This window comes from Psychrobacter sp. CR212 (assembly GCF_059693765.1).
Genome location: NZ_JCATIF010000002.1, coordinates 382,881 through 397,124, shown reverse-complemented (window position 1 = coordinate 397,124; position 14,244 = coordinate 382,881). Strand labels below are relative to the sequence as shown.

Below are 14,244 nucleotides of genomic sequence, written 5' to 3'. Positions count from 1 at the left end.
AACACGTAACACTAAATAATCAATGATATCGAAAATCAGTCGACATTCTAATAATTGGTATTGCGATGCTCTTCTGATTCAGTATCGATCTGCTCTACTAATTCTTGCATATCTTCATCCATGACTTCATCTTCTTCAGCAGGATAGTGACTGGGCAATTCTAGCATTTGCTGAACAAAGGCGTAGCGCAAGGTATCACGTCGACCCAAATAACGCTGATAAAAGCTTGAGTTTAGTAGACCCGCACCGCCTTGACCCATCGCCCAAATAGAAGATAAATAATCGCGAGTACTCAGACTACTATGCTCGTCTTTCAGATAAGCACTGATAATATCAATCAAGCGCTTCATACGCTGGCGACGAATATCATACAACTCGCCAAATAAGCGATTCAGACCAGTGACCGATGCTGCCAGACGCTCTTCGATTTGATTCAATAGCATGGCTTTTTGCGGATTAAATAGCTGTTGAAAAATCATGCGGGCAACGCCTGCCGATGGGCAGTCATCAATACGGTTGATATCAAATAGCTGCTCTTCGTAGCGGATAATAATACGCAGATAAAGCTCATCTTTGCTAGAAAAATGCTTATATAGCGTGCCTTTAGCCAAGTCGAGCTGATCTGCCAAACTGTCCAAAGTAATATCACCATCGCCTGACTCAAGTAGCAATTGCTCTGCCATCGCTAAGATATTTTCTTCTCGTGCCTTAAACTGATGCTGACGACTCATAATCTCTCCTAAAACATGACAAGATTAAGCATACAACCATCATTTACGGCAGTACATCGGCAATGAAAGTATGAGATTGTACCAAGACTGCTCGAGGACCACAAAAGGAAATATGCTTATGTTTGCTAAATAGTCATTGATAATCAGGTGGCTATATTTAGTGTGATACATACCTAAGGGGATTGAACCACAAGACTATCAAATAAATGACTGAGTGGTCATAGCATAACCATTTTAATGATACTGTGCCAGTAAATTTTCAAAGTTTTTTGCCGTCAGTGCACCGACTTCCTCGCTACTACATCCATACATGTCTGCGATACAGTTTGCCACGTAGGGAACATATGCAGGCTCGTTTGGTCTACCGCGTTTGGGGACTGGCGCCAAGTATGGACTGTCTGTCTCGATGAGCATTCTGTCTCTCGGCATTTTTTGAGCAGCATCCTTGATGTCTTGTGCACTCTTAAAACTCACGATACCTGAGAATGAGATATAAAATCCTAGATCTAGCGCGCGCTTCGCTGTCTCCCAATCTTCAGTAAAACAATGAATGATGCCATGCTCCGCACCTTCACTTTTTAGAATATCAATCGTGTCTTCTTTGGCATCACGCATATGGATGACGAGTGGCTTTTTTAGTTGCTGACTGGCATGAATATGACGCGCAAGGCTGGCTTGCTGCGCTTTTTTGTTTTCTGTTGACCAGTAATAATCGAGTCCTGTCTCTCCAATTGCCCACACATGATCCGCTTTGGCCGTTTCTATCAGACGCTCGACTGTCGCTGATTGTAATATACCAATGTCTTCACAAGGATGAATACCGACGCTCATACCTAGGTTTAAAGTCTCATCATTATAAGTGCTGACAATATCAGCAATCTCATCATATTCAGCAAAATCACACATGATCGCCATCGCGCGAGTGACATTAGCCGTTTTCATGGCGTCAATCGCGCCGGACAACTGGCCATCATATTTGGTTAGATCTAAGCGGTTGAGGTGGCAATGTGTATCTGTAAACATAAATAATCTCGTTATTGGAACAGTATCAGTAAAAGTTATTGGAATTTAACATTCGTTAGTGTGTTGATTGCTCTAAAGACTTATATTTTCAAGTCGAGAAAATATCGCTATAGTCAAACACAGCAATATTTAGGTGTGGCTATTGTTGATAATCTGGTTTGTAAATGCCTCATACTAATGTAGCGGCACCACACGCATCACCTCTTCTATCGTTGTCACCCCTTCACTAATGCGTTTTGCACCTGATAGACGTAGAGGCTGCACCCCTTCGCGGTATGCCTGTTGCTTAAGTACGTCTAAATTGGCATCGGCAGCGACCAATTTTTTTAACTCATTGGATAAAGGCATAATCTCATAGAGTCCGACTCGTCCTTGATAGCCAGTATGTCGACAGTGCTCGCAGCCTTGCGCGGTATAAATCTGTGTGGGTACTGGCGCGCGCCAAGGTTGTACCAACTCTTGCCACTGAATGGCTATTTCGCTGTCCGGCGTCACCTCTACTGCTTTTTTGCAGTGCGGACATAGCGTTCGTAGCAAGCGCTGTGCCATGACCCCTAATATAGTCGCTGAGGTTAAAAAAGGCTGAATACCCAGATCGTGCAAGCGTGTAATAGAACTTGGTGCGTCATTGGTATGCAAGGTCGAGAGTACCAAGTGCCCCGTCAGTGAGGCTTGTACTGCCATGTTAGCGGTTTCTGCATCCCGAATCTCCCCAACCATAATGATGTCAGGATCCTGACGCATCAGGGAGCGAATACCATCCGCAAAGTACAAATCAATTCCTGGACTCACCTGCATTTGGTTGAATGCAGGCTCAATCATTTCGATAGGATCTTCAATCGTACAGACATTCACCTGCTCAGTGGCAAGCTGCTTGAGCGTGCTATAAAGAGTCGTCGTTTTACCTGATCCCGTCGGTCCAGTGACCAAAATAATACCGTTGGGATTTGCGGTCAGCTCATGCCACGTCTCAAGCTGCTTACCCGACAGACCAAGCTGCGCGAACGAGCGCACGAGCACTTCAGGGTCAAAAACCCGCATGACCAGCTTTTCTCCAAAAGCGGTGGGCATAGTCGATAGACGCAGCTCAGTCTCTAACCCCTTTGGCGTACGCGTTTTTAGTCGACCATCTTGCGGCTTACGTTTTTCTGCAACGTTCAGACGCCCTAAGATTTTAATACGTGCCGTCACTGCCACGATAATCGCGAGTGGCATCTCGTACACAGTATGCAGCACGCCATCAATACGAAAACGCACTTTTCCCGTCTCACGGCGCGGCTCCAAATGGATATCACTGGCACGCTGCTCAAAAGCATATTGTAAGAGCCAATCAACGACTCTGACGATATGCTGGTCATTGGCATCAGGGTTGGTATTATCGCCTAATTGCAGCAATGCTTCGACATTAGTAACATCAGCCGCAGCACGTTTGTGAACACTATTTGCCCCTGCTATTGCTTGCGTGACTTGATAGAACTCTTGGCGGTAGCGATTGATTTGCTCAGGATTGATATAGACCGTGCGATAGCTTTTTGACTTGATTAGCTTTTCGATATTTGAGTGCCAATCGGTATAAAAAGGCTGATCTGTCCCGATGACCACTTCATCTAAAGTGACCTCAATGGGCAAAATATACTGTGAGCGAGCATATTCAAAAGACATCAGCTGCGTCACTGCCGGGACGTCAACTTTTAATGGATCAATACGAACGAGTGGCATGTCTGCTTTGGCCGCTAGCCACTGATTTAGCCATGCCAGCGTCAACTTATTATCAGAGTTACTATCGAGGGCATGGCCATTTGGCAAGCCAAACTCACTAATCGTCAGCAATGGATGCTGCGCTTTGTTTCGGCGGCTGGTGATTACCAAATTATAGCCACGTTGATCGATGACTTTATCTGCCAATAACTCATCTAGGCACCAGCGTAAATCAATCACTATCGAATAATTCTGAGCAGCCATATTTTTCTTCTTTTATTGTTTGGGGTACGTTGACAAACATGCTATCGATTCATATCACTTATATTGCCACTACCGCTGTTATTTGCAACTGTCCTGAGTCTATCAGCCAAAAGCTCACATCAACAGACTTATAGCGCATGATAAATGAGGTTTCTTTCTCTCTGCGGCGGTATGCAGGCCTTGGATCTTGCGCAATTAGCGCTTTGATAGCATCGATATCAGAGATTAGCAATTGACTTTGTATGTGCTCGACCATCGAAGCAACTGTAGCACTTTTCGGTACACTCTTTATAGAGCTATGGCTTGCATCATTATTACTGATTTCAGCAGGCTCTCCTACGCTTGCTAGCAGCATAAATTGTTCGTAAGCCGCCTCTGTCATCACCACATCTAACAATACTGGAGCAATTGGCGCAAATCCACTTTTTGCATCCAGAAGCACGTCGCTATAAGCTACGTACGGCTTTATATCGATAATTGGCGTGCCATCTATCATATCAGCACCCTTGATGATAAGTAGCACACGGCCTTGTACTATCTCAATACGCTCAAGTTTGACAACGGACAGTCCTAGCTCTGATGGACGATACATACTGCGACTGGCAAATACGCCAATCTTTTGATTACCGCCCAATCTTGGTGGCCGCACTTGCGCCCGAAAGCTACTATTGGCTTGATTATTGTCTTTATCTCGATAATTATGATGAAACTGCCAGCTGACCCATATATGGCTAAAGTCTTCTAAACCCTCAAACGCCGCCGGTGTATCGTAGGGCGCTAGCATTTCAATCACGCTGGTCAATGAGACCAAATTTGGCTGACGCGGCGCCCCAAATTTTTGTGAAAGCGGCGCACGATGGTAGCCAATGATTGGGACGTGGTGAGAGTTATCTAAAGACATATTGTCATCAGACATAGAGCAGCTCCAGTAATAAAAAACGGTTCTTTTTAGACAATTTGGCCAAATGATACAAAATTACTCACTAACGATATTCCATTTTATCATGCTGGTGGGTAGCAGCTAGACGGATTTTTACTTTAAAGTTTGATATCATGTGCAAGAAATTTTTTGATGAGAGTCTTTTACATTTGGCTTATTTGTAACTCCTCTTATCAATACTGATGATTTAACATGCACAAAAAATAGTCTACAGCCCTATCGGCTGATAGATAAACCTTATTATTGAATTTTACGGTAGGTACGTTTTAACATTCAGCTTTTTCGATAACTATTAGAATACTGATAGGTTTTTATATTTTTTAATCTATCATTGAAAATTTTGATTTAATACGTATTTAAGCCTAACGACAGCGATAACCACTTATTAATTAACGAGGACTTTATGTCAAAACTTCGCACCGAAACGGTCACAGAGGTTCATCATTGGAATGACTCTCTATTTAGTATCAAAACCACTCGTGACGATGGCCTACGCTTTCGTAATGGCGAATTTGCGATGATTGGTCTTGTTGTCGATGGTAGGCCACTGTTGCGTGCCTATTCGATTGCTAGTCCTAACTACGAAGACCAGTTAGAGTTTTTCTCCATCAAAGTTCAAGACGGCCCTTTAACATCACGTTTGCAGCACATCAAAGTTGGCGATGAGCTATTGGTCAGCAAAAAGCCAACAGGTACGTTGGTATTAGATGATTTATTACCTGGCAAACATTTATACATGCTCTCAACAGGTACCGGACTTGCCCCTTTCTTGGCATTGGCACGTGATCCTGAAGTATATGAGCGTTTTGACAAAGTTATTTTGGTTCATGGTGTCCGCCACGTTGATGATTTGGCTTATCGCGATATGTTCGAAAATGAGCTGCCGAATGATGAAATCTTTGGTGAATGGTTCCGCGAAAAGTTCATCTACTACCCGACTGTCACTCGTGAAGAGTTTAGAAACCAAGGCCGAGTCACAGACTTGATGAAATCAGGTAAATTATTCGAAGACATCGGTTTACCACCGATGAATAAAGACGACGACCGCGTCATGTTATGTGGCAGCATGCCATTCAACGCCGAAGTGTCAGCCATTTTGGATGACTTTGGCCTAACCGTTTCACCGCGCATGGGTGTGCAAGCAGATTACGCAGTTGAACGTGCCTTTGTAGGATAAAAATGTTGAATTGATCGAAAATTATTTTAAATAAGTCTTGACGATCAAAAATAGGCTGCTATAATACGCAGCCTATACAGAGTTAACCCTGTAGCCCAATTCGATAATATTTATTTAATAGACATTATCTTCTAACATGCCAGTGTGATGGAATTGGTAGACATGACGGATTCAAAATCCGTTGCCTTTAAAAGCGTGTCGGTTCGAGTCCGACCACTGGTACCACTATACGAAACCCTTACAGTCTATAGATTGTGAGGGTTTTTTATTGCGTGAATTATTTATAAATTGGTCGAGTAATAACAGCGTAAAATAAAATTTTGATACTATCTTGATACTTTAATACATCTGCATGTTCACGTATTATAGTGCTATTAATATAATAACTGCGGCGTGACGGATGAATTATGAAAGTTAAGCTTAGTAAGAAGTTTATCGATTCAGTTGCATATGCTTCAAATGGTACAGACATCTACATGGATGAAGTATTAACGGGTTTTGCACTTCGTGTGGGTAAGCAATCTAAGAGATACACGCTTCATAAACGCATCAATGGTAAGCTCTATCGTGACGAAGTTGAAGAAACACATCTAATCACTTTGACTGAAGCTCGTGAAAAAGCGAGCACGATGATGGTCAACATAAAAAAGGGACTTGATGTTTACGATGGTTATCACGCTACTCCAAAGTTAAAAGACATTCAAGATTCTGATATACCGACACTTAATGAAGCATATACCTACTTTAAATCTATGAAGCCAAATCTTGCCAGCCGTACTATTGAAACTTATGATCAGCAAATACTTGGTCGACTCGATGACTGGCTTGATATATCGTTAAACGATATAACTAAAACTATGATAAGTGAAAAACATAAGGAAATCAGCAAATCTAGTCCAGCTCAAGCGAATGCTACTATGCGAGCTCTTCGATCAGTATGGAATTATTGTCAAGATAGCTTCTTAGATGACGATGAGGAGTACATAATAAAGGATCAACCCATTCGAATACTGAATGCCAAAAATGATTGGAACAAAATTAAACCTCGTACTCGTCATGTTGAAGAAGAGTATTTAGGAGTATATTTTAGAACTTTGATTGAACACCGTGACGGTAGTTCTTTCAAACAAGCATCTTATAGCAATAATGCTCGTGATCTTTTACTGCTTTTTATGTTTGCTGGAGTTCGCTTAAATGAAGCGCAGACACTAAGATGGGAAGATGTAGATCTTGACGCTGCTCGTATCGTTTTTAAAGCCACTAAAAATGGTTCTGATTACCATATGCCTACTGGAAAAATACTTCAAGCCATACTTAGTGAACGCTATAGATTGAGCAATGGAGAGCGTTGGGTATTTCCGAGTGATTTGAAAAGAAATAGCGACCACGTTAAAGATTTGAGCGGTAGTTATCATTCAATATCAAACAAAGCTGGCTTGCACATTACGCCTCACGATTTGCGTCGTACATTTGGCACTGTCGCTAATAGTCTTAATGTAACCTATCCAGTGTTAAAGAGACTGCTCAATCATCGTGAGGCTAAATCTAGTGATGATGTGACACTACATTACATACAGGTATCACAGCGACAATTACGTGAAGCTTTAGATGAGATTGAAGCTTTTTATTGCAAGCATATAGGAATGACTCAAGATGAGGTGATTAAGAGTCTCTTACAGACATAACTTCATATAATTTTTTAAAGTTCTGTACAACTAACTAATCGATAGAACATGTAATGACATTTTGATTAGGAGACATACTATGGGTATCAAACTTGAATTTGGTATGACACAGAATAGTAGAGATCAAAAAATCTGTGTTGATTATTGGGCATATGATCATAAGGAGGATTATCTTGAACATGTACAAATGATATGTCAGAAATATAGAATCAGCTCAAATCTATTGTTTGAGACGATTGCTCAATGTTACGCTTGTTTAGATGATGTGCTCTGTGAGTACTGTGCAAGTGCTTGCCCGGTAGAGATGCCAGCAGATATCCTATATATGCGTGCTCAAGATAGTTGGTGTTGTATGGTTTGCAAAAACGCAGTATGGCAAAAGGATTACGTTTGATTGCTTTCAAACTTATATAGTAATTATTGCAAAATCTACAGTAGTAAATTACATTATATGATTTTTTATAAACAATCATATATGCCAATTATTCTGATTAAACTGGTTCACTATCTCTAGTAACCCATTTACCAAACTCAAAACTCTCGTTATATTTGATTTTGAAACTGTTGTTTACAAGGTAAACACATTCCGTATTAAGAGTTGTATTCGAAGTATAGAATTTTTCTGTATTAAGACCTAAATGCTTTATAAAAAGCGGCTTAGTGAAAAATTTTTTTAAATAGGTACTATATTGACCATCTCTATCTATGACAAAACCACATTCAACACAAGTGTTGACTATAAAAACTTTGTTAAGTATTTCACTACGCACCTTTTTTATGGGTGAAAAAACATAATTCTTAGAAAAATGTGTATTAATAATTCTAAGCTCTTTATCGCTACAATTTTTTATTTTCTTAGAACGTACTTTATAGTCTTCTTTATATCTCACCTCAGAAATTATCGGATTGGAGTAACCACATTTAGCGCAAGAGTCTTTACTCACCCCTAAAGTCATCTCAGTGATACCGTTGGATTTAAATCTAAACTTTGTAGAGGTGAATCGCTCATAAGGTATAAAAACTAGGCCTTGTGACACCAATCTTTGTATAAAATTCTCTAATGGTAGCGTAATAGGCTTAAATGAACGGTGGTTGTACCGACTACTGTTGCTGTCTAGCTTATTCACGTTATAAATCATATAAGCTTGATTGTCCTGCGTCTTATTTCTATAAATAGAGAATACAGGTATATCTTTCGTACTATAAGCATAATCGCCTGTAATTGCGTTGGTATCTTTAATTGAGCCACTTCTAAGCAACCACGCACACCTTACATCTGATTGAGCATATTTTTCTTGTCTGCATTTTGTTTCTATAAAAGTTTGAGGGCTCCATTGCACTTCAATGGCAATCTTAGCTTTACCTTTTTCTGCGTAGATATCTGCTATCCATTCCTCACCACTAGGGGTAACCCCTCTTTTTTCGACTGCTACATTCCAACCATTTCTATCTAATTCTTTCATAACAAGATATTTGATATGCATGTGTTCGGCAGTTTCACCACCAGTCGAGCAGTTAGAGTCTTTAGGTTTTGTCTTATGGGCGAAGAACTGCGTACCTAGCTTACTTGTCTTTAGTATTGCTCGATTGCCACAGCAAGCCATATTGAAACTGGACGTTTTATCTTCTTTTAACGCTATCCAGTCTTTTAGGCTATACATAAAACTATAGATTTTTTCATCATTCTTTATACAAATAAAAGCCATATTGACCCTTAGTTATTTTGACTTTTGATCTAGCAATACATTCTTATATATATTCATGCTTTATAAGATGATCGCGCATAATTAGGGTTCACCTTCTCCTAAGCCTTTACCTTCGTATCCAGTAAAAACCGCGTGAATTGACTCAAGCGCTTAGGGTCTGATAGTAATTGTTTGGTAATATCTTGATAAGCGTCTTGGCTATCAAAGATGGCGTCTAATGTAGCGTTTGGAAAATCGCCAAGCATCGCTTTATCGGCAGTGTTATTAGCGATCTGCTTCATTACAATTTGATTTTCATTGACTTTATCCCAGATGGTTTGCGAGTAATTAATTAAATCGCTATCGGTCAAATTTTCAGTATCGAATAGCTCATTTAACCTAGCGACTATTTTCGATAGCCAGTCCTCTTGTTTGTCTTTAGCCTTACCAGTACCACCGCTCCCAGGCTTCAGTGGATTGACACTATCTTCTTGCAGTTTGAGGTCTTGCTGACGTAGCTTAGACAAGCGGTAGTGGCTCATAACGATATTACTAAGATCCACCTCTTCATCGTCATCGAGTCTCTCACGTAGCATAGGTTGCAGATGGCGAGCATAGAGACTTAGCTTCTCCAGATCCTTATTATCATAATCGACAATCTGCGACATAAATTCGTACTGACGGGTAAAAGTAGCCAGATCCTTTTTAAAGATCTCAAGCGCGTCTTGCTCTGTCTTATAGCCTTTATAATCGGTTTCGGCATTGGCAATTAGCACAGCATCTGCTGTAGCCTTGCTAAGATCAAGCAGTATCTTAGCTTGCGCGGCTTGCGTGCGGGCTTCTTGATAGCGCTTTTGCCAACGCTCAACGGCAGGCTTGCAAATATTGCTAATAGCCGCGTTAGACTTACTCGAAGCATAAAAGGCAATGACCAACTGCTCAACCTCAGCCCAATGAAATATTTTGCTGGCTACTAGCTTGTCATATAGCTCGAAAACAGTATCAGGATCGGATACTTCATCTAGTGTGGCATTTTTATAATACGGCTGAAATGCCTCTAATATATCTTCTGGATCATTAAAGAAGTCGAGCACAAAGGTACCACTCTCCGACTTGCCCGCATAGGTACGGTTTAAACGTGAGAGCGTCTGTACGCAGTCTACGCCGCCTAACTTTTTGTCGACATACATAGCGCAAAGTTTGGGCTGATCAAATCCTGTCTGAAATTTGTTAGCCACTAGCATCACTTGATAGTCATCGCTATCAAAGGCTTTGCGCATGTCTCGACTTTTTAGATTGGGGTTCATAGTCTGCTCGGTAAATTTTTGCTCAAGCAAAGCACTGCTATCGGGATCATTAGCATGAAAGCTCACTTCACCTGAAAAGGCTACCATGGCATTGATACGCTGATAGCCTTGCTCACTGATATAACGATCAAAGGCGAGCTTGTAGCGTACTGCCTCTTTACGCGAGCCGGTCACCACCATCGCTTTGGCCTGCCCGCCGAGCAATCCTTTGATGTTTTCATTAAAATGCTCAATGATGACTTTGACCTTTTGCGCGATGTTATGATCATGCAAGCGTACCCAGTTATTAAGCTTAATAGTCGCGCGGCGAGTATCAACTTCTTTGTCTTCAGCGGCAAGCTTTTGGGTCAACTGATAGACCACTTTATAATTGGTGTAGTTCTTCAATACGTCTAAGATAAAGCCTTCTTCTATCGCTTGACGCATCGAGTAGACATGATAGGACTCTGGAATATTTTGCTTAGATGGCGGCAGCTCAGGATTAGGCAGACGCCCAAACAGCTCTATAGTCTTAGGTTTTGGGGTAGCGGTAAACGCGTAATAGCTCAGATTAGGGCTACTACGACGGGCAGCGATGACACTATCGAGCATATCTTCGCTCGATAAAGGCTGGTCATGAATTTCAATATTATCTGCAATAACGCCATCCGAGCTAATAGTAGCACTTTCATTCACTGTACCAGAGGCCAACACTTCTTTGAGCTTACGCGCAGTAGCACCTGTCTGCGAGGAATGGGCTTCATCAGCGATAATAGCGTAGCGCCGCTCTTTTAGTACGGCTGAGTTCTCAATTGCTCTTAATACGTAGGGAAAGGTCTGAATGGTGACAATTATGATCGGCTGCGAGTTCTCTAGTGCTGCCGCTAGCTTTTCTGACTTGGAGCCGTCGCCCTCTTTATTATTGATTCGACCGACTACACCATCGGCATGTTCAAACTGATAGATAGTATCTTGTAGCTGGTCATCGAGCACTGTACGATCGGTGATAACGATGACCGAATGAAAGTGCTTTGCGCCATCACTATTATGCAGGGTTGAGAGCTGATGGGCGGTCCAAGCGATAGAATTGGACTTACCAGAGCCTGCACTATGCTGAATAAGGTAGCGTTGCTCAGAGCTTTGCCCTGCCCCTTCATTGATAGCCGCATTGACTAATTTTGTGACGACTTCCCACTGATGATAACGCGGAAATATGAGCGTTTCTTTTTTGGACTTACGCCCTTCCCAGTCCTCTACTGTTTCAATTTGCAAATGCACGAAGCGACCCAGAATAGCTAATAAGTGCTCAGGGGTCAGCACCTCATTCCATAGGTAGTCGGTGGCATAACGACTGCTATCGTCTGGCACATCATTACCAGCGCCGCCCTCACTAGTGCCTTTATTAAACGGTAAGAAATAGCTATTCTCGCCTGCCAGCCGTGTGGTCATATAGACTTCATATTGGCTAACGGCAAAGTGTACTAAAGCCCCACGCTTAAAGCTAAGTAGCGGCTCAGGCTTGCCCGTGTCAGTGTCTTTTGGCAGGCGGGTACGTTTATACTGACTAATGGCGCTATCTACGGATTGCTTAAACTCGGACTTGAGCTCCATGGTCACTACGGGTAAACCGTTAATAAAGAGCACCATATCGATGCGATTGCGTTTGGCAACTTTGGGGTCTGTTTTTAGGTCTGGCGAGTCGCTATTGGCATCAGCATCAACTTTGATATGTGGACTATAAACCAGCTCGGGTACCAGACGGCAGATGTTACGCTTGTAGCGTGCCGTAATATCTGGATTAAGATTGTGATCAGGCTTGAACTGGCAAAGGCTAAAGCGAGCATTACGAATCTTCAGCCCATGACGCAAGACGCCTAAGGTGCCATAAGTACGCGAAGCGCCATCGGTAGCATTGACATCAGCTTTACCCAGCTGCTTGACTAAGGCGCTAATGAAATGACGTTCACTATTGATAGGATAAACCTTACAAAATTTATCCCACTGCTCAGGCTGGGTACTATGGACGAAGTCGAGCGCGTCTTGCTCATACAGCGCGGTCTCACGTTGATAATGAGCTGAGCGACCAAGCTTCCAACCCTGCGCTTGCATTTGACTAATTATATCTGCTTGAAAGACAGATTCGTAAGTGATGTTATGCGCATTAGTAGCAGTGTTGGTTTGGGTCATCATCTTTCCAATTCAGCATGATGTTTTATTGATAAGTTGGTATGCAGAATAATTAAACTAGTAAACGTTACTTAAGAAGCCAAAGCTACATGTTCATGCTATGTTCAGACTTGAAAAACAGGCGCAAAGCCACCCCCTGGTGTGCGAAAGTTAGTCGCTTGGCCTTGATAGATACGCCCAGCAGTTAGTAGCAGCTGTCCTGCATAGGTATAAAGACGTATATCTACCTTTCTAGTCGTCACCACATCATCAATCTTTATTGATCGCTCTGTAGCAGGGATAAAGGTCTGCGCAATATAGCTTTCATCTAAAATAGTCTCGAATACGCGGCGGGTAATCTTGCTGCCACGGTAAACGCCCTTACTACCATAACCAGCTACTGGCTTAAAAAACAATTGTCTCCGAGTACGCCATAATTCTGCTGCATCCTCTTTTGTAACCATTCTGGTAGTTGGTACTGACTTTTTTAGATATTCTGCATCATCATCACCTAGTCCCCACGACTGCAAAGTTTGCGTATCGGATAGTAAAGTCAGGTTGCGCTTATTAGCGAATATAGCATGGGCATGCGGATTGGGGGTTACTACTACCGCACCCTCTAAATAGGCACTTTTAAGCACGGCGTGGTTGGGGTTTTCAAAGGCGAAATCGACTAACCGATTATAGATCATATCAATGGGCTTGCTATGAGCTGTCAGTACACCATCAGCATAGTTAAGCTCAGACGGATCGAGTATAACGGTATCAATGCCTTTAGCTTGAAGTAGTTGGCAGGCCAGCTGAAACTCCAAATACATGAACTGGCTTTTGGGCTCATTATCCACAATAGCAATGCGATTGGGCATGCTAGTTGCCGATTGTCGCTGCCATTCTTGTATGAACATATTAGCGACCGCTTCTTCAAACCCATCAAGCATTTTAGTAGTAGCAACACTTTGCTCTGAGGGGCGACAGCAGTGTTTTTGTGCGCGGGCAAGTGCTACGTTTAAAAATGCGCCTCCAGCATTGGTATTGATCTCAATAAGCTTGGGGTCATCGCTCCCTAAGTGAAAGTCATAACCCATAAAGGCCCCTATTGGCCCCGGATCGAAAGCCGCGATATTGGGTGCCCACGACAGTACTTGCTGTTGATATGACGGTAGTCTAGCAGTCGACTCAATAGCTGCGATGATTCGCACCATTTCTTCTATCTCTGTCTTAGGGACAAACACCGGTGTCGCTGAAAACAGCTTATTAAGCTCATTGGCTCCTAGTGGATTATCTCTTGTGTTTACTAATTGATCTTGCAGGCTGTTATTAAGCGCTTTACGATCTAAAGTACGGCAATAGCACTCTTGATTAAGCTGATTTGCCAGATTATCATTCGTTTTGTTTTTATTATTAATTAGGGATTCCATTTAAATCTCATTACTAAGTTGAATGTACTGATAGGGTTTAGGGGACAGCCAAAATAAAAAAAGTGTCTTAAATGTTTAAGATAAGGTTATTTTTATAGTTACTTTACGAAATAGTCATTTTGCAAGATACTTAATTTGCAATATATCTAGTTTATAAATTAGCTACTTTGC

General features: G+C 42.0%; 10 protein-coding genes and 1 tRNA gene. 4 read left to right on the top strand and 7 right to left on the bottom strand.

The genetic code is table 11. The annotated features are described in order from the left end of the window. Positions 1 to 47: 47 nt before the first annotated feature. The 4 genes from AC58CZ_RS06000 to tsaA all read right to left on the bottom strand — a co-directional run bounded on the left by AC58CZ_RS06000 (position 48) and on the right by tsaA (position 4,632). On the bottom strand, positions 48 to 731 hold the full coding sequence (locus AC58CZ_RS06000; RefSeq protein WP_201599651.1) for a TetR/AcrR family transcriptional regulator: 684 nt from the start codon (positions 729 to 731) through the stop codon (positions 48 to 50). 234 nt (positions 732 to 965) lie between these two features. Next, positions 966 to 1,754, bottom strand: coding sequence for a YchF/TatD family DNA exonuclease (locus AC58CZ_RS05995; protein ID WP_494223756.1), 789 nt, complete (start codon positions 1,752 to 1,754; stop codon positions 966 to 968). Positions 1,755 to 1,928: 174 nt separating this feature from the next. After that, positions 1,929 to 3,716, bottom strand: a complete 1,788-nt coding sequence (gene tfpB, locus AC58CZ_RS05990) for a type IV pilus assembly ATPase TfpB (RefSeq protein WP_494223757.1) — start codon at positions 3,714 to 3,716, stop codon at positions 1,929 to 1,931. Between the two features lie 58 nt (positions 3,717 to 3,774). Further along, positions 3,775 to 4,632 (bottom strand): tRNA (N6-threonylcarbamoyladenosine(37)-N6)-methyltransferase TrmO, encoded by an 858-nt coding sequence (tsaA, locus tag AC58CZ_RS05985; RefSeq protein ID WP_494223758.1) that lies wholly within the window; start codon positions 4,630 to 4,632, stop codon positions 3,775 to 3,777. A 427-nt stretch (positions 4,633 to 5,059) separates the two neighbouring features. Between tsaA and AC58CZ_RS05980 the strand changes: the two genes are divergently transcribed. The 4 genes from AC58CZ_RS05980 (at position 5,060) to AC58CZ_RS05965 (ending at position 7,912) form a co-directional block, all read left to right on the top strand. Continuing rightward, positions 5,060 to 5,833, top strand: coding sequence for a ferredoxin--NADP reductase (locus AC58CZ_RS05980; protein WP_427647947.1), 774 nt, complete (start codon positions 5,060 to 5,062; stop codon positions 5,831 to 5,833). 138 nt (positions 5,834 to 5,971) lie between these two features. After that, positions 5,972 to 6,058, top strand: a tRNA-Leu gene (locus AC58CZ_RS05975). Between the two features lie 182 nt (positions 6,059 to 6,240). Next, complete coding sequence (locus AC58CZ_RS05970) at positions 6,241 to 7,518, top strand: site-specific integrase (protein ID WP_296237495.1); 1,278 nt, start codon at positions 6,241 to 6,243, stop codon at positions 7,516 to 7,518. A gap of 79 nt (positions 7,519 to 7,597) precedes the next feature. After that, a complete protein-coding gene (locus AC58CZ_RS05965; RefSeq protein ID WP_201582951.1) occupies positions 7,598 to 7,912 on the top strand; it encodes a hypothetical protein in 315 nt (104 codons plus the stop codon). 97 nt (positions 7,913 to 8,009) lie between these two features. On the opposite strand, the gene AC58CZ_RS05960 is transcribed toward AC58CZ_RS05965, so the two are convergent. From AC58CZ_RS05960 to AC58CZ_RS05950, 3 genes are all read right to left on the bottom strand, one after another. Next, a complete protein-coding gene (locus tag AC58CZ_RS05960) occupies positions 8,010 to 9,224 on the bottom strand; it encodes a competence protein CoiA (RefSeq protein WP_201582950.1) in 1,215 nt (404 codons plus the stop codon). A 98-nt stretch (positions 9,225 to 9,322) separates the two neighbouring features. Beyond that, positions 9,323 to 12,676 carry a DEAD/DEAH box helicase family protein gene (locus AC58CZ_RS05955; protein ID WP_494223759.1) on the bottom strand — a complete coding sequence of 1,118 codons (3,354 nt, stop codon included), beginning with the start codon at positions 12,674 to 12,676 and terminating at the stop codon, positions 9,323 to 9,325. Between the two features lie 104 nt (positions 12,677 to 12,780). Next, positions 12,781 to 14,073: an ATP-grasp domain-containing protein gene (locus AC58CZ_RS05950; protein ID WP_494223760.1), complete on the bottom strand. Its 1,293-nt coding sequence runs from the start codon at positions 14,071 to 14,073 to the stop codon at positions 12,781 to 12,783. Positions 14,074 to 14,244 lie beyond the last annotated feature (171 nt).